15 protein-coding genes and 2 pseudogenes are annotated in these 18,766 nt (G+C 43.5%); 5 read left to right on the plus strand and 12 right to left on the minus strand.

Features of this window, described 5'->3' with window-relative positions:
* Positions 1–148: 148 nt before the first annotated feature.
* The gene (locus TI10_RS20310; protein WP_049585150.1) at positions 149–3,460 is read right to left on the minus strand and encodes a DEAD/DEAH box helicase; all 3,312 of its coding nucleotides are present in this window, start codon (positions 3,458–3,460) and stop codon (positions 149–151) included.
* A gap of 464 nt (positions 3,461–3,924) precedes the next feature.
* Between TI10_RS20310 and TI10_RS20315 the strand changes: the two genes are divergently transcribed.
* Positions 3,925–4,809, plus strand: a complete 885-nt coding sequence (locus tag TI10_RS20315) for a hypothetical protein (protein WP_074524952.1) — start codon at positions 3,925–3,927, stop codon at positions 4,807–4,809.
* On the plus strand, positions 4,806–5,201 hold the full coding sequence (locus TI10_RS20320) for a DUF1240 domain-containing protein (protein WP_049585151.1): 396 nt from the start codon (positions 4,806–4,808) through the stop codon (positions 5,199–5,201). Before TI10_RS20315 ends, TI10_RS20320 begins: the two co-directional genes overlap by 4 nt.
* Before the next feature lie 28 nt (positions 5,202–5,229).
* On the opposite strand, the pseudogene TI10_RS26820 reads toward TI10_RS20320, so the two are convergent.
* The 10 genes and pseudogenes from TI10_RS26820 to TI10_RS20365 form a co-directional block, all read right to left on the minus strand.
* Positions 5,230–5,334, minus strand: a pseudogene (locus TI10_RS26820) (IS982 family transposase); the annotation flags it as partial.
* 50 nt (positions 5,335–5,384) lie between these two features.
* Positions 5,385–6,152: a Fe(3+) dicitrate ABC transporter ATP-binding protein FecE gene (gene fecE, locus TI10_RS20325; protein WP_049585152.1), complete on the minus strand. Its 768-nt coding sequence runs from the start codon at positions 6,150–6,152 to the stop codon at positions 5,385–5,387.
* A complete protein-coding gene (gene fecD / locus TI10_RS20330; RefSeq protein ID WP_049585153.1) occupies positions 6,153–7,109 on the minus strand; it encodes a Fe(3+) dicitrate ABC transporter permease subunit FecD in 957 nt (318 codons plus the stop codon).
* Positions 7,106–8,104, minus strand: a complete 999-nt coding sequence (gene fecC / locus TI10_RS20335) for an iron-dicitrate ABC transporter permease FecC (RefSeq protein ID WP_049585154.1) — start codon at positions 8,102–8,104, stop codon at positions 7,106–7,108. Before fecC ends, fecD begins: the two co-directional genes overlap by 4 nt.
* Positions 8,101–9,009 carry a Fe(3+) dicitrate ABC transporter substrate-binding protein FecB gene (locus TI10_RS20340; protein WP_049585155.1) on the minus strand — a complete coding sequence of 303 codons (909 nt, stop codon included), beginning with the start codon at positions 9,007–9,009 and terminating at the stop codon, positions 8,101–8,103. The genes fecC and TI10_RS20340 overlap by 4 nt, the downstream gene beginning before the upstream one ends.
* A gap of 59 nt (positions 9,010–9,068) precedes the next feature.
* Positions 9,069–11,429 carry a TonB-dependent Fe(3+) dicitrate receptor FecA gene (fecA, locus tag TI10_RS20345; RefSeq protein WP_049585156.1) on the minus strand — a complete coding sequence of 787 codons (2,361 nt, stop codon included), beginning with the start codon at positions 11,427–11,429 and terminating at the stop codon, positions 9,069–9,071.
* An 85-nt stretch (positions 11,430–11,514) separates the two neighbouring features.
* Positions 11,515–12,480 carry a ferric citrate uptake sigma factor regulator FecR gene (gene fecR / locus TI10_RS20350; protein ID WP_049585157.1) on the minus strand — a complete coding sequence of 322 codons (966 nt, stop codon included), beginning with the start codon at positions 12,478–12,480 and terminating at the stop codon, positions 11,515–11,517.
* 1 nt (position 12,481) lies between these two features.
* Positions 12,482–13,003, minus strand: a complete 522-nt coding sequence (gene fecI, locus TI10_RS20355) for a ferric citrate uptake sigma factor FecI (protein ID WP_049585158.1) — start codon at positions 13,001–13,003, stop codon at positions 12,482–12,484.
* A gap of 552 nt (positions 13,004–13,555) precedes the next feature.
* On the minus strand, positions 13,556–14,062 hold the full coding sequence (locus TI10_RS25295; protein WP_155416500.1) for a hypothetical protein: 507 nt from the start codon (positions 14,060–14,062) through the stop codon (positions 13,556–13,558).
* Positions 14,063–15,363: 1,301 nt separating this feature from the next.
* Positions 15,364–15,554: pseudogene (locus TI10_RS20365) on the minus strand (IS256 family transposase); the annotation flags it as partial.
* A gap of 172 nt (positions 15,555–15,726) precedes the next feature.
* Here TI10_RS20365 and TI10_RS20370 point away from each other — a divergent pair.
* From TI10_RS20370 to TI10_RS20375, 3 genes are all read left to right on the plus strand, one after another.
* Complete coding sequence (locus TI10_RS20370; protein WP_049585191.1) at positions 15,727–16,203, plus strand: very short patch repair endonuclease; 477 nt, start codon at positions 15,727–15,729, stop codon at positions 16,201–16,203.
* A gap of 246 nt (positions 16,204–16,449) precedes the next feature.
* Entirely contained in the window at positions 16,450–16,767 is a 318-nt protein-coding gene (locus TI10_RS26250; RefSeq protein WP_244161673.1) for a toxin-antitoxin system HicB family antitoxin, read from the plus strand.
* Positions 16,734–17,549: a DNA cytosine methyltransferase gene (locus TI10_RS20375; protein ID WP_244161675.1), complete on the plus strand. Its 816-nt coding sequence runs from the start codon at positions 16,734–16,736 to the stop codon at positions 17,547–17,549. The genes TI10_RS26250 and TI10_RS20375 overlap by 34 nt, the downstream gene beginning before the upstream one ends.
* A 186-nt stretch (positions 17,550–17,735) precedes the next feature.
* Here TI10_RS20375 and TI10_RS20380 read toward each other — a convergent pair whose 3' ends face one another.
* Entirely contained in the window at positions 17,736–18,743 is a 1,008-nt protein-coding gene (locus TI10_RS20380; protein ID WP_049585160.1) for a hypothetical protein, read from the minus strand.
* Positions 18,744–18,766: the final 23 nt, after the last annotated feature.

The raw sequence follows: 18,766 nt of genomic DNA on the forward strand, positions 1-18,766 counted from the left end.
AATTAGCTCGCTATTCGTTAGCTTAGATAACCCTAATCACCTTCAGATTCATGTTACGAATAATGCACTTTGTGAGGCAGTGTTGCCTAACAGCATAAGGACTGTTTATTCATTTTGTTACTCGTTTTTTGATAATTCCACCTTGGAGTTATTGTAAATGATGATATGCCTCCATTGGCAACTCTCTGGCTACATCACGAAACCAAGGCAAACGATGCCATACTGCTGGATCGCCAATTATGAAAATGTGTTTTTTTGCTCGAGTGAGAGCAACGTTTAACAGATTAGGCTTACTAGCCGCCCATTTTGCGCCGCCATCATTATTTTCGTCGCAGCCTAGGACAAAAATGACAATATCGTTTTCTTTGCCCTGAAAAGTATGCACTGTACCGATACAGTTTTTTTGCCATACCTTGAGCTCTTTTCGGGTTATCAATGGCATAAATTGCCGCCAGATAGCCAAATCGCGTTTTTCCAGTAACTCACAAAGTGCGGATTTAACCGCCTTGAATGGTGTAATAACGTAAATCGAATGGAGCGAGACATTAGCAGCAAGCAGTTGGTCTAATAGCCTGAGCAAATCTTTACCGTGGCTGTTACGATATTGTTTTTCACCTGTCCCTCCAACCGATGCCAGCCAATGGTTTTCCAGAATGCTGTTCACAGGTTGGCAGCGAATCTTGTCCGCATCAAGCCCATGAATCATGCGGCCATTGTAGGTCATCCTATTAGCTAAACTAAACATCGGTTCAATACAACGACGGTGTACCCACAATGGAATACCTAGCCAGATCAGGTTGTTCATGACTTCTAATTCACATCCCCAATGATTGACGCGATCAGCAACCTGCTGCACTGAAAGTAATCCCGGATTCCAGTCTTTAGCCTTTTCATTCAGAGCATCCAGGCAAAGACGTTCAACCAACGGCGGAGGGGTCGTAAATACCGGTTCAATCTGCAAAGGGTCTCCAACGACCAGTACCCGTTTTGCACGCCAGAGTCCTCCGACAGCTTGTTGTGGAGGTGCCTGGCCGGCTTCATCGATCATTAACCAGCCGAGTTCTTCGCTTTCCACTCCATGAAACATGCGCCCCATAGATGCGAAAGTTGTGGATAATACGGGCACAAACATAAACAGCGTTTGCCACCAGCGTATAGGCGTGATTTCGGAATGAGGTTGTGCTAAAAAAGCCGAGAGATTAAATATTATGCAGTCTTTAAAACGAGGTACTACTAGTGCTTCATAAAGCCAAGCCTGATGAAGTTCCATCGCTGTGATAAATAATGTGGAACGTTGACGATTTATCTGTGCGTTCTGCCAAAAGGCTGTTCGTTGTAATGTTGCATCAGTGATAGGTTGGTTGATATCTGGCAACGTGATATCGGAAAACTGCTGCTTCAAAGTTTGCAGGGAACGATAGTCATTCTCCCGTTGTTGGATAATTTTTTCGATATCCTGTTGTGAGGTTCGCTTTTTTTCAGCTATGTCATTAACTGACTTGCGTTGTTCCGCAACACGCTGGGCTTGTTCGGTTTGCAATCTCATCAGTCTTAATACTTCGTGTTGTGCACACCGCAACGTTTCTTTATACGCATGCACTCGCTTGCGATTCATCAGACGCATTAGCCATCCTGGTGCATCACTTTCGATAATTTTTTGCTGCTGTTCCGCATGTTGGAGTTGTTTCCCTAATACGTCCTGTTCTGTTTTCACCTGTTCCAGCCTGTTAAGCTGAGTTTCGTACAGTTCTTCTGTTTGCTTCAGCTTTAGTGATAACGTGTCGAGTGAATTGTCATGCCGTTTTTCTATCAGATGCACAAACATTTCTAGTTGTTGTTGAAGTTTTTTTGTCTTTTCCAGACATACGAGGAAACGTTTTTTAGCGGTGGCGAAAGAGATGGGGTTGTGATAATGCCTCCAGCGCCAAAGACTGAGAAAATTCTCTTCAGCGGGGCGAGAGGCTTCAGTTGGGGTGTCGCGTAAAAAATGTTCATCGAAAAATAAGCGTTGAGAAAATTTAGTCCGGTTCGGTTTTTTGCCCAGAGCAGCGGAAATGATCCCCCAGCATTGTTTCTCTTTCTTCAATGGACGATAGAGGTGATAGGTTTTAACTTTTCCCTGACTATTTTTACTTTTTTTATGTTCGCGCTTCGGGCGGTTCTCGGCAGCTATCTGGTTTGCGGTTGGTGCTAAATAGTCAAGCGATTGGAATTCTTCAGCCAATGATTTCTTTTGCGGCAATTCTTTTGATATGTTTTCTACTGCTGCATTGTTGGATGACGCAATGATCATTTCGAACCCAGTGAGTTCATTCACGATAAAACCGGAATTGTCCAGTGTGTCATCAACTTTTTGATAACGCGTAAGTATCTTCGCTCGTTCAACAATGTTATGTGCTACTAGATCGCGCAGAAGCGTCGTTTTTCCAGTTCCCGGAGGGCCGTTGACGGAAAGCAGCCCACCGTCAGCGAGTTCTTCTATCGCCGTATTAATAGCAAATTGCTGCATTAGCGACATGGCGTGTTTGGGGTCGGAAGGCCAGCGTCCAAGAGGCATCTTCGCTGGATGCAGTTGCTTGATAATGGAGGCAAGTCCGTCTTGTGAATAAAGGTCTGGATTCCTTGAAACATTATGATGAGAAAGATACGCTCTGAGAGCCTTACATCTATCTCCTCGTTTCAAGGCCGTAATAGCGTATTCAATGTCCTCAAAGAAAAAACTATTTAAAATAGGGAGTGCAAAAGTTTTATCATTGACGCTGACTTCTTCTTCAATTTCATCGTCATTTTCTTGTGATGCCTCTGTACAGTCGCCATTTCCTACCATCCAGTCTATTTGCAAAGCATATTGCCATTGAGGTTCAAAATCCGCCCAACTGACCAGATGTGTTGTCAACAGTGTTAAAATATCATTTGCCTTTAAAATACTGGGGCCATTTTCTCGTATTGGTTTCAGAGAGGCGCTAAAGTTGCCGAGGGTATTTTTAAGATGCTCGCAACTGACTGAAAATATCTTCGTATTAAGCTGTTCAAAACGTTCATCACGCAGGTGTCCTAAAGCCCAGGGAAGAGAACTCACTGAAAATTTATCCAGAGCGGGGTTTCCTTCCGTGCCTAATGGAATTTTGGCAAAGCAGGTTGTTCCTTCTTTATCCAGTCGTTGCTCAAATTCTTCTGCATAATACCCTTCATCTGGACCGAACACCGCTTGGCTGATTGTGTTAGCGATAGCTTTATCAAACAAACCGACGTACAAGTTATATAAGACTTTTTGATCGGGAATATCATGTTGTTGACGGAGTTCTGACGAAAGCCAGGGTAGTGCCTTATCTCCCAACTGATAGAGTGTTTTAAGCGGAATGAGTAAACTTTTATCTTTTTTTTCAAGTGTATAAGGTTGGAAGAACTCTATACGTTGCCAGGTACGGAGAATATCATTCGAAAGGGAAGTTGCGGCCATCATAGCTCTTTGAATTATCTAACAAATGCCTTGAATGATAAGAGTACAGCAATCAATATGGGTTTTGTAGGCGTTTGGCTTAAGCGTTATGACATACGTCACAGTCTGGTAGTAAAACCCCTTATGCTTTATTCATCTTCCTTATATTCACCTTCATTTTCCTCTTTAACGCTAAGTTTTCCTTTTGATAACGATAAATCCACTCAGATCCCCGCTTTGCTGGAAATCAAAACTTCACCGCGTTTTAAGAGGATTTTGTCAGTAGGGAACACGGTATTAACCCTTACAAAGTCAGATAAATAAAAGCCTACAGAGAAATGTGTATAGTGTGCGCAGTTGAGAGATGTAAAAAGATTTTCAGGGAGTATCTTCTGGCAGGAATTAAATTATTTTTGTTGACCCTGTTTGTTATATAAACGAAGATGTTAAAAATAAGTAAAATTAAACGGGAGTAAAGAGGGTATATGAAATATAAAAAATATGATCCCAGTGTGGGAGGTTACATGGGGGATTTTTTAAGGGGTAATGTAGGCATTAATCAGTTAAAACCTCAACATGAATTCTTTGATGCCGTAGGGTTAGAAAAGGTATTAAGTGATAATACCATATATATTGCACTTCTCACTCCAGAGGAAGCTGTGAGTATTTTAAGTGATATCAACCATTTTTCACCAACAAGACCAAAAATAAAATTAAATAATTACCATGAAAAGGTTTTCTATGTTACCGACCCCATTTCACCTTTTGCCGGAAATATACATGATTTTTTTGGATTTTCCGCGATTGTCAGAGAGTTTAAAAGTATAGGGATCACAGCAACGGAATATTTTGATAAAAATGGCAAGTGTTATATAAAAATATCAGGTCATGCAGGTCTTAGACGTATTATTACGGGAACGAGATATGGTGCTAACAATCTTAAAATGCTGTCGATGGGTATAGGACAGCAAGGTCTTAATTCAAGTATTGTTAAAGGGGTTAAATTCTGCATTATCTTTTCTGTTATGTATCGAGCGATTGAAGCTGTTTTTAAAGATGAATATACCTTAGCAGATTTCATTGGCAATATAACTGTTGATATGGCTAAAACAGCAATAATTGCGGCTACTTCTTGGGCTGCGGGTTCATTTGTGACTGCTACAGCTATTTTAGGTGGTAGTATTATTGCCGCTGCTGGAGTTGTTCTTCTTGTTGGATTGGGGGTTGCTATTGGTCTGGAAATTCTGGATGCAAGATATGGAATAAGTAAAAAGTTAATAGAGTTAATAAAAGAAAAAATGGAAAGAAAACCAAGGTTGCCAGAAGGAAATTTACAGCATGTATTTAACAGCTTAGGTAAAATAAAATGAATAATAAGTATGTAAAAATCACGTACGGGATAATACTATTGCTAATAGTTACTTCTATAATGTACTTAGTGAGTGACTGTGTTTTTTCATTGATTTTAATGAAAGAAAAAATAATATTTTCTGGCACTATTGTTATGTATTTTATTTCATTTCCTTTAATATTTTATGCTATATCAGGCTCCGTTTTTTTCTTTGTTTTTAATCGATTACCGAAATCTAATAAGCTGATTGTCAGATATTTAACTATGCTGATGATTGCATCATTTATCGTTAGCTTTCCTATCTCTTTTTATGTTGGTTATAAGTTAAAAAGTGACGGCTATTTAGTGTGTGAAAAGATTTCATGGATGTCGCCTACAACTTATGTCAAAGACATTAAATTATGTGAGTAAAAATTTTTGTGAATAACATTAGTTTTGCCTAAAAAGCAGCAATTTTAGCATCACGTAAATTCAAGCTCGGCTTTTTGGATTGGAAGATATAAACAAATAATCCCGATACAATCTCTAACAAAAAGCCGAACAATATTAAGCCGTACTGGAAAAGGGGACCAACACGTTACATTAGATTCCCTCTTAACACACCACACACATTGGTTTACCTGAAACCGGCTCGGGATGAATTTCAGCTTCAATGCTGAATATCCGCTGTAATAATTTCGGTGTCATAACCTCCTCGGGTGAGCCTTGGGCAACAACCTGCCCTTGGGAAAGTAGTACCAGGTGGTCACAGTACCGGCTGGCCTGATTGAGGTCGTGAAGTACGGTCATGACGGTTTTTCCTTCATTGTTCAGCTCACGCAGCAGCTTCATCAATTCTACCTGATGGTTGATGTCAAGATACGTAGTGGGTTCGTCAAGCAGCAGCACCGGCGTATTTTGAGCCAGAACCATCGCCAGAAAAGCGCGTTGGCGCTGCCCGCCTGAAAGGTCGGCAACGCGTTTATCGGCAAGATGGCTAATCTGCGTTTTTTCCATTGCTTGTTGTACAAGACGACGATCATGAGATGTTAAACGCCCCCAGAACGTAAGCCAGGGGCTGCGTCCGTATGCAACCAGTTCATGGACGGCGATCCCCTCTGGTGTGAGAGGATGTTGCGGTAAGAGCGACAGATGTCTGGCGAGCTTGCGTGAGGAAAAGTGTGCTAAAGGTTCGCTATCTATCGTTAACTTTCCAGATAATGGTGTTAATAGTCTCGAAAAGCATTTCAGTAATGTCGATTTTCCGCAGCCGTTAGGGCCGAGCAGCGCCGTGATTTTCCCGGTCGGGAGGGTGAGCGACAGGTCATTTAGAATGAGTTTCTCCCCGTAGCCCGCAGATAACTTTTCCGTAGCCAGTTGCATTTAACGTATCCTCACTAAAAGCCAGAAGAAATAAGGGGCGCCAATGATGGCGGTCAGTACGCCAGCAGGCAGTTCCATCGGTGGGGCTATGGTCCTTGCCAGCAAATCGGCTAATAGCAGAACCTGAGCCCCCATAAGCATGGATGCGGGTATAAGCCAGCGATGCCGTCCTCCCACAAGTTTGCGGACGAGATGGGGTACCACGAGGCTAATAAAACCAATCGGCCCGCAAACAGCGACGCCTGTTGCAGCAAGCGCTACTGCCAGCATTAATCCCCAAGATTGTACGTGTAGAAGCGAAACGCCCAGTGTGCTGGCGCTGTCATCACCAAGCGCCAGTAAATCTAAATCGCGACAAAAACGTAAGCTGAGTGGTATCAGTATCATCAATACTGGCAAGGCTATAGCCACAAACTGCCAGTCTCGTCCCCACAGACTGCCTGTCAGCCACAAAAGCGCATTGTTGATATCTTGTGGGCGTGAGAGCATGAGGTAGTCGGTGATGCTTGTCCAGGTGGCTGAAAGTGCCACGCCAACCAGTGCAAGGCGCAATGGCGAAGAGAGTCCGGCAATCGCCCGTAGCAGGATTAGCGCAGCCATCCCACCGCCAAAAGCGAGTAGCGGAAGCCACTGCACTGGCAGAGAAGGGAAAAGGATCAACGCGCTTACCGACGCCAGGCTTGCTGCATGATTTACCCCCAGTACATCGGGAGAGGCCAGTGGATTACGAACAATACCCTGAACCAAGACGCCGGAAAGCGCCAGTGCAGCGCCTACAGTGATGGCGAGTAAAATACGCGGTAGGCGGTATTGCGTTAGCACAAAGTGGTGTTTGTCGCTGGGTTGCCAGCCGCTTATTAACGCGTCCCAAGGAAGCGGTTGTGCTCCCATGCGTAGCGCTAGCGCCAGCGTAACTGCCAGCGATATTACTAAAAGTGGGATAACCTGACGATTCATGTTCGCCTCCTTGCCAGCCAGACAAAGCAGGGAGCGCCAATCAGAGCCAGTACTGCGCCTGCCGGGAGTTCGCCTGGCCAGGCCAGTGCTCGGGCCAGTAAATCTGCAAGTAGCATAAACACCGCTCCCAGCAACATGCACATTGGCAGTGTGCGGCGTAGATCATAGCCAACCCAGAAACGCGCCAGATGCGGCATTAGCAGGCCAATAAATACGATTGGCCCCGCCACACTAACGCAGGCCCCAACCAGAATCAGTACCGCCAGACTGACGAAGATACGCAGTCGCGTCAGATTCACGCCAAGCGTATGGGCACTGACATCGCCAGCATTGAGCAGATTAAGCGATTTCGCCAACAACAAAACCACAGGTGCAGTGACTATCACGAAAGGGAATAGTTGCCAGAATTCAGGCCAGCGGGCATGGGAGACCCCACCCGCCAGCCAGTAGAAAATGCCGTAAGCATGATCTTCGGCAAGCAGTAGCGTAATACGCGTCAGTGCCATACATAAGGCGGATAAAGCAATACCAGCCAGAATTAGCTGGTTGCGATCGTATTTCTGCTGCCAGCTACCACTTGCGGCCATCACCATCAGCCAGTTAATCCCACCGCCGCAGGCTGCCACCAATGAAATGGAATATCCGGCCAGCGGCGCCGGGCTGAAAGCGCTGACCAGCGCCATTGCCAGTGCAGCGCCACTGTTAATGCCCAATAGGGAGGGGGAGGCCAGCGGGTTATGAGTGAGCGTCTGGAGTAGTGCGCCGGCCAATGCCAGCGCTGCGCCGAGCAGAATAGCAACCAGACTGCGTGGTAGCCGCAGATTGATAACCAGCGCTTCAGGCAGCGTCGGTGTATGACCGGGCGCCAGCGCTTTGAGCGCGCTGATGGCAGGAATGGGAATCGCGGAATAGCAAAACAGGCTTAGCCAGAACGCGCCAAACAGGGCAACCAGCGGCAATCCCCAAAGCCAGACCGGATGATAGCGGCGTCTCATGATGTTTCATTAACCGGCTGATGATGGAAGATTTTTACCGCATCACTGCCAATGCGTTCCGCGGCAAATATCCCGCGCATACGAGCCCAGATGTTGCTGTCTACCGCCGCTATCTGATGCTTTTGTTGTGCTGTCATCATCTGCCACAGCGTATCTTGCTGCCAGCGTTTCACGATGCTTTCCTGACGATAGTGGGCCACGATAAGCCAGTCAGGATTGAGTGCCAATAACTGTTCAAGGCTGAGAGAAGCCATTGCCGCATGATTAACTGGCGTGGGAACTTTCAGCCCTAATGCCGTTAAGACGCTACCGGTATAGGTGTCGCTGGAGTGCAGGTTAAATTGCTGTTCGCGCGAGGTGCCAAAAATCACACTAACGCTTTGTGGCAACTGACTGGCATAGCCTTTCATGCGTTTATGGTGTTCTGCCAGCCGTTTTTGCATCTCATCATCTTTTCCCATCACTTTGCCGATGATCGCGGCAGATTGCAGGTTTTCTGCGTAAGTTTCGTTGCGGGACTTTAGCAGCAGGACGGGGGCGATGCCCTTGAGTGCCCGATAAATCCCCGCGTGGCGTTGGCTGTCTGCAATGATGAGATCAGGCTTCAATGCGCTGATGGCTTCGAGGCTTGGCTGGGCGCGAGTCCCTGTTGATTGCCAGGGCTTAATGCGCTGGCGAACATCCGTGAGGATGCGCTGCGGATCGTTATCATCGGCAATACCCACCGGACTGATATTGATAGCAGCCAACGCATCGGCAAACGACAATTCCAGCACGACCACGCGCTGTGGAATGGTATTGAGGGTAAAACTGCCCTGCTCATCTTGCACCGTGACTGCAATGGCGCGGGGCAGACTGGTGAAGAAGAGCAAGACGATAAACATGACGTGAATCAGTGCAGACATAACCTAACTCCAGAAATAGCGAAGCCGGGCAAGAGCCCGGCGAACGGATTAATGTAACATCAGAACTTTATCGAACCCTGCATATAGAACGTACGTGGCTGCCCGGCGTAGAGGCCTTTGTTATTATCATCATAGGAGCGGGTGTAATACTCGTGGTCGAAAATGTTCTTCACCCCAAAGGCCAGACTCAGATTAGCCATTTGTGGACCGAAGTCATACGCCACGCGCGTATCCCATAGCATAAAGCCCGGAATGCGACCAGTGCTTCCATTGGCGCTTTCCTGCACGGTATTAGCGTTATCAGCAAACTGGCTGGATTGGGATGCGCTGTTGAGGTTGAAGGTCCAGTTACCCGGTTTGTAATCTATGCCAAATGTACCTTTATGTTTCGGTGAGAACGGCACTTGATTCCCGTAGGTGTTGCCTTCTTCACGAATTTCTGCGTTGACATAGGTGTAACTGGCGTAAACCGAAACATTCTTCAGTTTGGACGTAAGTTCGGAAAGATCGTAACGTGCCTGAGTTTCCAGCCCGGTGTGTCGGGTTTTCCCTCGTGCCGTAACAGTATCGTTAGTCTGGTTAGAATCGTACTGATTGTTGAAGTTAATCAGGAATAGCCCCATTTCCGCAGCTAATGCGCCGTCGTCGTAGCGAGTGCCGACTTCCCAGGTTCGCGCCTTTTCAGGTTCTACATTACCGCTTTTCACCGCCTTGCCAATTTGGCTGTACTGTACGGTACCGAACGAGCCTTCCGTATTGGCGTAAAGATTCCAGCTATCAGTGACGTGATAAAGAACATTGAATGCGGGCAATGGCGCATTGTAACTTACTTCTTGGCGGGTACCTTTCACATTGTTGTTTTGGAAGGATTTGATATGTTCGAATCGTATCCCAGGCGTGATGGTCCAGTTGCCGATATCAATGCGATCGTCAATGTACCAAGCATGTGCCTCGGTGCCGGAGCGGGTATTACGGTCATAAGGGCTCGACGTGCTGGGTAATTCGCCGCTGCGGGTGGCGGTGTAGTAACGCATTTCGTGACTGGATTCATTCACATAACGGTAGCCAATCCCTACCTCGTGGGCCGAAGGCCCTAAATTGAAGAGCTGGCTATAGCGCGGTTCGATGCTACGCACCCAGTATTCGCGCGGGGACAGGGTAATGCGTTTGCCCTGCTCAAGATAACCGCTGCGCAAGGTATGAGTATATAAGCCCTGAATATTGAATTTGTGCTGCTGATCGGGTTGATACTGATAGCCGAGGCTTGCGAGCTGACGGCGGCCCCAGAAGCGGTCATATGGGCGAGTGGATTGCCAGCGATTGGCATCGTAATCGGCGCGTGAAAGGCCGCCGGGCATATCCGCACTGCCATCGTAATATTGCAGTAGACTGTTGAAGGTATGTATTTCATTGGGTGCATAGCGGCTTTTGAGCATCACATCGTCAATGTGCGTGGCGCTGTGTTCGCGCCAGTCGCTGCCGCGTGTGCCGGAGTAGAGAAGCGCGGTGCCGAAACCGTTATCTGCCGTACCGCCAATCATCAGATTGTGGGTTTCTTTGGGATTATTTTGTGAGGATGTGGGGCTAAGTTGTCCTTCTACACTGGTCTCAATACCAAAATCCTGCGGGATAGCGCGGGTCACGAAATTCACCACACCACCCACGCTTTGTGGCCCATAGCGCACAGCGCCGCCGCCGCGTACCACATCTATTGCGTCCATGTTGCCGAGAGATACTGGCGCTAATGATAGCTGCGGCTGTCCATAAGGCGCGAAGGGTACTGGAACGCCATCCATCAGAACCGTAGAACGACTGGCGAGACGTGGATTCAGGCCACGAATGCTAAAGTTCATCGCCAGATCGTGGCTGCCGGTACCGTTGTTTTCTGGCGCGTTGACGCCGGGAATGCGGTTCAGCACTTCACGCATTGTGGTTGCGCCTGTTTTAGCAAAATCTTCCCGGCGGATGACATCACGTGCGCCTGCATGTTCAAACACGTCAGCTTCACGTGCGCTGCCTAACCAGTCGCCTACCACGGTCAGCACATCTTTCTGCGCAACAGGAGCGGGTTCGAGTGTGAACGTGTTATTGCCTAATGTTTTCACCTGCAAATCAGTACCGGCTAGTAAGGTGCTCAGTCCATCGGTGATGGAATAATCGCCGTGTAGACCGCTGCTTTGTTTGCCGCGGGTTAAGCTGGCATCTACTGAAAGGGTAATACCGGCGTGGGTGGAGTACTGATTAAGAACTTTATCCAGTTCGCCTGCATTAATGTCATAGTGTACGCTAGCTGGCTCTACAGCAGCATACGTTATCCCTGAGGTTAGGCAAGCCACCGGTAACAGGCTCAAACGAATCGCCATTACCAGCGGTGTTGCTTTGTGAAGCGCACGCAATGGCTGTGCACGTAAAGGCATCATAACGTCTCCATAATCATTTTATTACTGTATCCACTTATGAAGTCGAACGAGGAAACAAAAAAGGACAATCGAAAATGATTATTTTTTACGTTAACGATTTTTCTACGGGCAGAACATTTACCCAGAAATGGGTAATGTATTGAATCTTAACAGGAAGTGTTTTCTCTATGACAGATAATATCGTATCGGTATTTTTCATCGGGAAAGTGCCGCTTAACTGTAGTGAGGCGACGGCCGGGTCACAGCGTAATATACCGCTTCGATAGCGAGCGAGGGTTGCTATCACTTCACTCAATGGTTTATCGCTGAAGCTTAGTATCCCCTGCGTCCACGTGTTGTCTTCGGCGGTTGCCGCGGTCAGTTCACCAAAATCGGTGGCGCTGAAGCTTAGGCTTTCACCCTGACGTACAATACATTTGTGGTTGTTACCAGTCAGTATCACCTCTACGGCATGTTGTTGCACGCTAAGTAGCGTAGTGTTGGCTTCCTGACGAACCGTAAATTGGGTGCCTAGCGCGGTCAGTTGCGCATGGCGGGTTTGTACACGCAACCGCTTTGCTTCGGTATCATGTCCGGTAGTGATGGCAATTTCGCCGTACCAGAGATGTACCAGACGTTGTTGAGGAGTAAAATGGACATCTACGGCACTGTCGGTATTGAGTGTAAGTAATGTGCCATCGCTCAGTCGATGCTGTTGAATATCCCCTTTATCAGTATGGTAATCGGCCCGTAGACTCTCTCCCATTTCCGAACACCACAGTTGCCAGCCCCCGCCAATTCCTAGTAGTAATAGTATGCTTTTCATCACTCTGCGTCGTGACAGATGAGTTTCTTGGAGTGCGTGGCTTGCCACATTACCTGGCACTACAAGCATCTGGTTACGCAGATTTTCCACTTGCTGCCACGCCCACTGATGATCTTGATGTTGATCGTACCAGCGTTGCCATTTTTCAGTTTGCAGCGGGCTGACCTGATCGCTACTCAGTACTGCATACCAGTGCGATGCTGATTTTAATGCCTGGCGGCGAGAATGGGTTAACATAGTGTCCATATCAGAGTCCATGTTCCAGTCGAAACAACAGACAGTGTTCGGTGGCTTTGGCCATATATTTTTTCACTGAACTGACGGACACATTGAGGCGTAAAGCAATGTCGCTGTAGGTTAGATTTTCAAGCTGAGACAATAAAAACGCTTGGCGCGTTTTATTGCTCAGACCATCGATCATCTGGTCGATTTGCTGGAGTGTTTCGAGTTGACACTGACGAATTTCCGGCGAGGGCATAAACGCTTCGGGCCGTTGCGCCAGTAGTTCCAGATAGGCTTTCTCCAGCGCGTTGCGGCGAAACAGATCGATCATTACCCTTTTGGCGATCGTGCAGAGGAAGGATTTTTGGTCGCGAATAGCTTGTAGCGAGTCGCCGGCCATCACACGCAGGAAGGTATCCTGTGCTACATCGTCGGCATCAAAGGACGATTGCAGTTTGCGCGTGAGCCAGTTTTTCAGCCAGCCATGATGCGCGCCGTAAAGCGATTCAAGTGTTAGCTCAGCGGAAACAACAATGTGGTCAGACATACCCTATAACATCAAAAGTCAATAATCACGGTATCATATTAATGTGAGAATAGTTATCATTACAATCATTACGAAGGTTTTTTATTTCATGTTGACGTGATTTAAGTTGGTGTAGCCGGGAGACTTATTTCTATTTTGTTAAGATATTGGAGAAAGTAGTTAATGAAAACTGAGCTACGGCCGGAAAAAAACCTGAAGTCGGTTATAAAAGAACGGTAGAAAAAGGCGAAAGTTGGTACGATCGACCTAGAAAGCGGATTTATGCACCGAGCTAATTAACCTAAAGTGCGCTTTTTACTTACTCCGCAGATCCCGATTTGTTCAGGTTAGATTATGTAGTTTATCGTTTTCCGTGCTATCTGAAAGCAAAGGGTTACAGAAACTTTCACTTATTCAAGTAAAAGTAAATATACCTTATCCTTAACGTGATAAAACAGGTATTAAGAAAAGCCGTTTTTATCTATCAGTGTAGTTTTAGAATCTGGAAAAAGAGGCAAGCGTACTATGAGTAAATAGGTAAAAACTTAAATCATCAAAGGTAAAAAGAGGTGATTAAGAATTTTTTAAAGCGGGTAAAAAATTTGATGCTATATTGAAAGAGAAAATATCGGAGAAAACGGGTTTTAAATTGATTAACCAAAGTGGTAAAATAACAGTGTTAACCCAATGACAAGAATATGAAGTTATATCAAAACATTTAACCGCATTAACCGCATTAACCGCATTAACCGCATTAACCGCATTAACCGCATTAACCGCATTAACCGCATTAACCGCATTAACCGCATTAACCGCATTAACCGCATTAACCGCATTAACCGCATTAACCGCATTAACCGCATTAACCGCATTAACCGCATTAACCGCATTAACCGCATTAACCGCATTAACCGCATTAACCGCATTAACCGCATTAACCGCATTAACCGCATTAACCGCATTAACCGCATTAACCGCATTAACCGCATTAACCGCATTAACCGCATTAACCGCATTAACCGCATTAACCGCATTAACCGCATTAACCGCATTAAGTGTTGATTTTAATACCATTAGCATACTTGCTGCACTCTCTGGTTTTAAACCTAAAAAAATCAAATATAGGAAAAAGAAAAAATAAGTATTAACTTAATGAAAATGGGAAGGTTTAAATGAGGGGTGGGAGATGGAAAATTTGGGGGGTGATTAATCAGATAAGAGTTATAAAAACAGATGCTCCATTAGTGCGAAGTTTTTAAAAGGTACAGGGTAATTAAAAACGGCCTATTTACTACTATGTTTAATATATTTTTCGGCGATGCTGATTTTCTATTATTTTATATTCAACTAACCGACTATGTCTATTTAAAAAATATAAACATAGTGATGGTTTATTTAATTGGTTGGTTTTTATAAATAAATTTTCATTTATGATAATGGTTGATTGTATTTAATCTAAATCCATCAACAAAGAGTTAAAAAGAAGCCAGTGCGTAAAATAATATTGCCGTAATAGTATTATATTAAAGTATTTTTCGCCATTATTTTATGAAAAAATGCGTAAAAAATGATGCAGTAAAAAAGGGATAAAACGGTTAATTTGGCAGGGTTTAGACTTTGAAAAAAGGGGGGGGTGTCTGAAAAGACACAAAGGGGGATCTTTATATCATCAGATTATTTACTGGTTAATTTATGTGAAAAAATAAAGGGTTATGATCTATAAAAACAGCTTTAAATTACCGATAAAATAGTGTCAGTTAAAGATAAAAAGCGGGTATGATTTACGTTAGGTAAACGTAAAGTACGATATTCCATGATGATTAATCTTAATAAAAATCAGGAGTCACAAGTGGTAAAAACAACGGTTAAAATTTTTATGCTAATTAAAATGAGTGGTTGAAAAATGACTTTTGATAATATTTTAAAACCTGCGAGTTATAAAACTATCAGTGGAAATGGAGAAATAAAAATTGGTTTGGTTATATTTATGTTTTCGGGGGGGAAGGATAAATGAAAATATGAATCCGTTAATCTGTTTTTCAAGATGAAGCGTTTTAATAACGTTTTCAATCGGAGAATAAATTTCTTCATAAACCAGTTAAATAATCGATGATAAAAAATAAGCATAACAAAATCCCCATATAAATGATTTAATCGAATATAAATTGGGTTACTTGCAGCGTTATTATATTGCATTTGTTATACAACTCTGTGATACCTTAAATACGTCAGTTTAAACTTGCTTTATCCTGCTTTAATCGTTGAAGAGTCTGTACATTATTCTGTGTAATTGCCACCTGATTATAAGTGGCCGTCCACACACGCAATGAGGATGTCTTGAAGTCCTATTGATACTCAGTGCGAGGAAAACCGCTTTGTTGATAACGGTGCCATTGATTAGAGCGGGATTTTGGCGCATTTTTCTCATAGCCAGGATGGTCAGTCAGTTCAGCATTCAGGCCGTTTCGATGGTCAGCTTAGTGAGCATGCGGGAAAACTGATTAAGATCGGCTTCAGTTTTGAGGCCTTTAGTCAATTCGGCAGCGAGAGCTTTAAGTTTCTTTTCGTCCATAATTTGCCTGTCTCCGTTGTCGGAAGGGATATATCAGAAACAGGCAATTACACAATTTAAATTACAGTCTCAAAAAAGAGGTCAGATATTTTTAGATAGTATAAAGGGGAGGTAAATTTAGTTTGTGAAACATGTTATAATTCTATTTGCTTTTGTTAAGGAGGAAAATGGAATGAAAGCGATATCAAAAATTAAACGCTCGCATATCATGAGGTCTATACACTCAAAAAGCACAAAGCCAGAAATCATTGTCGGAAAAATCCTAAACAATCTTGAGATTAATCACATCTCCCAATGTGAAAAAATATATGGCAAACCAGATTTTGTGTGTGTCGAGCATAAGGCCGCCATACTTGTTAATGGCTGTTTTTGGCACCGTCATTCGTGCCACATGTTTAGGCCGCCAAAATCTACAAGTGAATATTGGACCAAAAAGCTCAAAAATAATATAGAAAGGGATATGCGTGTTATATCTAATTTAAACAATCTTGGTTATAGGGTTCTGGTTGTATGGGAGTGTGCATTGTTAGGGAAGAAAAAACTGGACAGCATTATTTTGCAGGATTGTATTGAAGAGTGGATTTTTACAGGTATTAGAAATTGCGAGATAGACTATCAAGGGATTAAACTTATGCAGTCGTTATGCTAGCAAACCTAAACAGTGAAGATCGAGAAATCATCCCTCTCTCCTTTCTTTGACTCATTAAGCTCTCACTTCACCCTTCATTATGGCGTTTTTTATACGATTTTACGCCCACTTAAATAAACAAAAAAACTATAAAAACAATAAGATAAAAATAAAAAAATTATTGACAACTTATGTTGTGCACACATCAGGTTTTGTTTATCATGTATAAAAGATCAGGTTAAGGCCGATGAGAACGAGAGTGAAGAAATGACAACAAGCATTACACCAGAAATTAAAAGTGAGAAAATCCATTTACGGATTACTCCATCTCAAAAGGAAATATGGAAAGCTTTAGCTGAGGCGCAAGGTGTAAGTTTAGCAGCATGGATTGAAAATAAAATATCGATGGCATTAGCATCGAATAGTGATATCTTTCAAAAAGAAAAATATAAATTGGTTTCGCTTTTTGCTGGTTGTGGCGGAATGGATTTAGGCTTCTGTGGCGGTTTTTCTGTCTTGAATAAAGAATATAAAAAACAAAATTTGAAATTATTTGGGCTAATGAATTCAACCCCAATGCAGTAAAAACATATAAGAAAAACTTTTCTCATGATATCGTTGAAGGCGACATATGGGAACTTATCGATTCAACCCCTACAGAATGTGATGTACTGATAGGAGGTTTCCCCTGCCAAGATATATCTATCAATGGTAAAAGAGCTGGCGTAGACGGAAAGCGCAGCGGTTTATATCTTGCTATGGTCGACGCTGTTAAACGCTCACGACCAAAGATTTTTATTGCTGAAAATGTCAAAGGGCTACTCATGAAGTATAACGAAGAATCTTTAGCCCGTGTTATAAAGGATTTCAGTGAATTGGGTTATAATGTTAGTTATAAACTATATAATTCAGCCAATTTTGGTGTACCCCAAACGAGAGAGCGAGTTTTTATTGTTGGAACATTACATGGAAACCCTTTATTCAAAGAACCTGTTGATATTCTCCATAAAAACGAATGGTTGACTTGTTATGATGCGATTCATGATTTAGAAACCGTTGATGAAGATCGCAATCTTAATCATATTTGGAGTAAGGCTAAAAAAAGCCCAGATCAAGGAAGTAGACGTTTAAAGGAAGATAAGCCATCTCAGACTATAAGAGCGGAATGTCATGGTAATATTCAGTTCCATTATAAATTAGATCGTCGTATTTCGATGCGAGAGGCTGCACGTCTCCAGTCATTTCCTGATAATTTTGTTTTCGAATCGAACTTGAGGGAAACCGAAAGACAGGTTGGAAACGCTGTTCCACCGGTTTTAGCTTGGCATTTAGCGCAAGCTGTTGAAGAATATCTCGATAAATTATAAACAATATATACCTAATGGATTTCAAGATGCTTCGTGACGGCAAGGGAGCGAATCCCCGGGAGCATAGATAACTCTGTGACCGGGGTGAGTGAGTGCAGCCAACAAAGAGGCAACTTGAAAGATGACGGGTATATTTAGAATACCATGACTGTTATTTGTTATCAGTCATGGTATTGTTGTAAAGACTCAATATTTAGCAGTTATAAATAGAGTTTCTGATGGTCTCCATCCTACAGCATAGGTATCTGCCAGTTTTAACCAGTACTTAATTCTTTCTTCTTTGGGAAGAATGACTCCCCAATACTCTTCAAATAAGGCATCTTCTAATTCATAAAACGCTCGAAGCATTTCGACCTCTATATCTTTTAATGCCCTTTCTATATAATTTCCACCTCTTTCTGGCGACGATCTCATTGCGACACTTCCAGCAGAAAATAAATCTCTAGCTTGATTACACAATATGCCATAATATGTTAGAAGAAACATTGTCACATCATCGTATTTTCCCGATACTCGGCTAGATTTAACAATTTGTGGACAAAGTACTGCTGATTCTGCTCGATACTTTCGTTTCTCCGGCTGAGAAAGTTTTGTATATAGCCTTACTTCCAATGGTAGAGTTCTTTCATCAGGTTGATCATCAATCCACCAAAGCCTTTCACCGGGCTTTAACTTATTTTTTGCATACTTTCTAATGAAGGGCATTTTTTCTTCCGGACTTAAAATCCTGAAGTCGTTATAGCTTATATTGAGCTTATCGAATAGTGGTTCTTTGGCATTAATTTCCACTTCAAATCTTGGAACATGAGACGTTCTTACATGCATGATACATTCTTCGTAATGCCCCCATTTAGCTTCTGGTTCTCCACCAATTTTTCCAAAAAGTAGATATACATAATCTACTCCTTGCTTACGACTCCCTTCGAAAATGCTATTTGCTATTGATCTCCATGTATTATTATCTGAATATTTTACTTCTACACCAAAGTTTCCAATAATTATGTCTGGAAACTCTTGTGCAGGCGGATTCATATCTACAAATAACCCCATGTCCGTTAATATCTCTCCTAAAACCTCTCTGACTCTTTGCTCAAATTTTTTTGAATTATGATGCTCGTTTGATGATCTCAAGTCTTGAGTGAGTTTTTCTGTTGCCTTAGTTAATAAGGTCTCAAAAATTTGGCGCTCTATCATTTTTCATCTAATATTTTTTCTAT

Source organism: Photorhabdus luminescens subsp. luminescens, assembly GCF_001083805.1.
GTDB classification, from domain to species: domain Bacteria; phylum Pseudomonadota; class Gammaproteobacteria; order Enterobacterales; family Enterobacteriaceae; genus Photorhabdus; species Photorhabdus luminescens.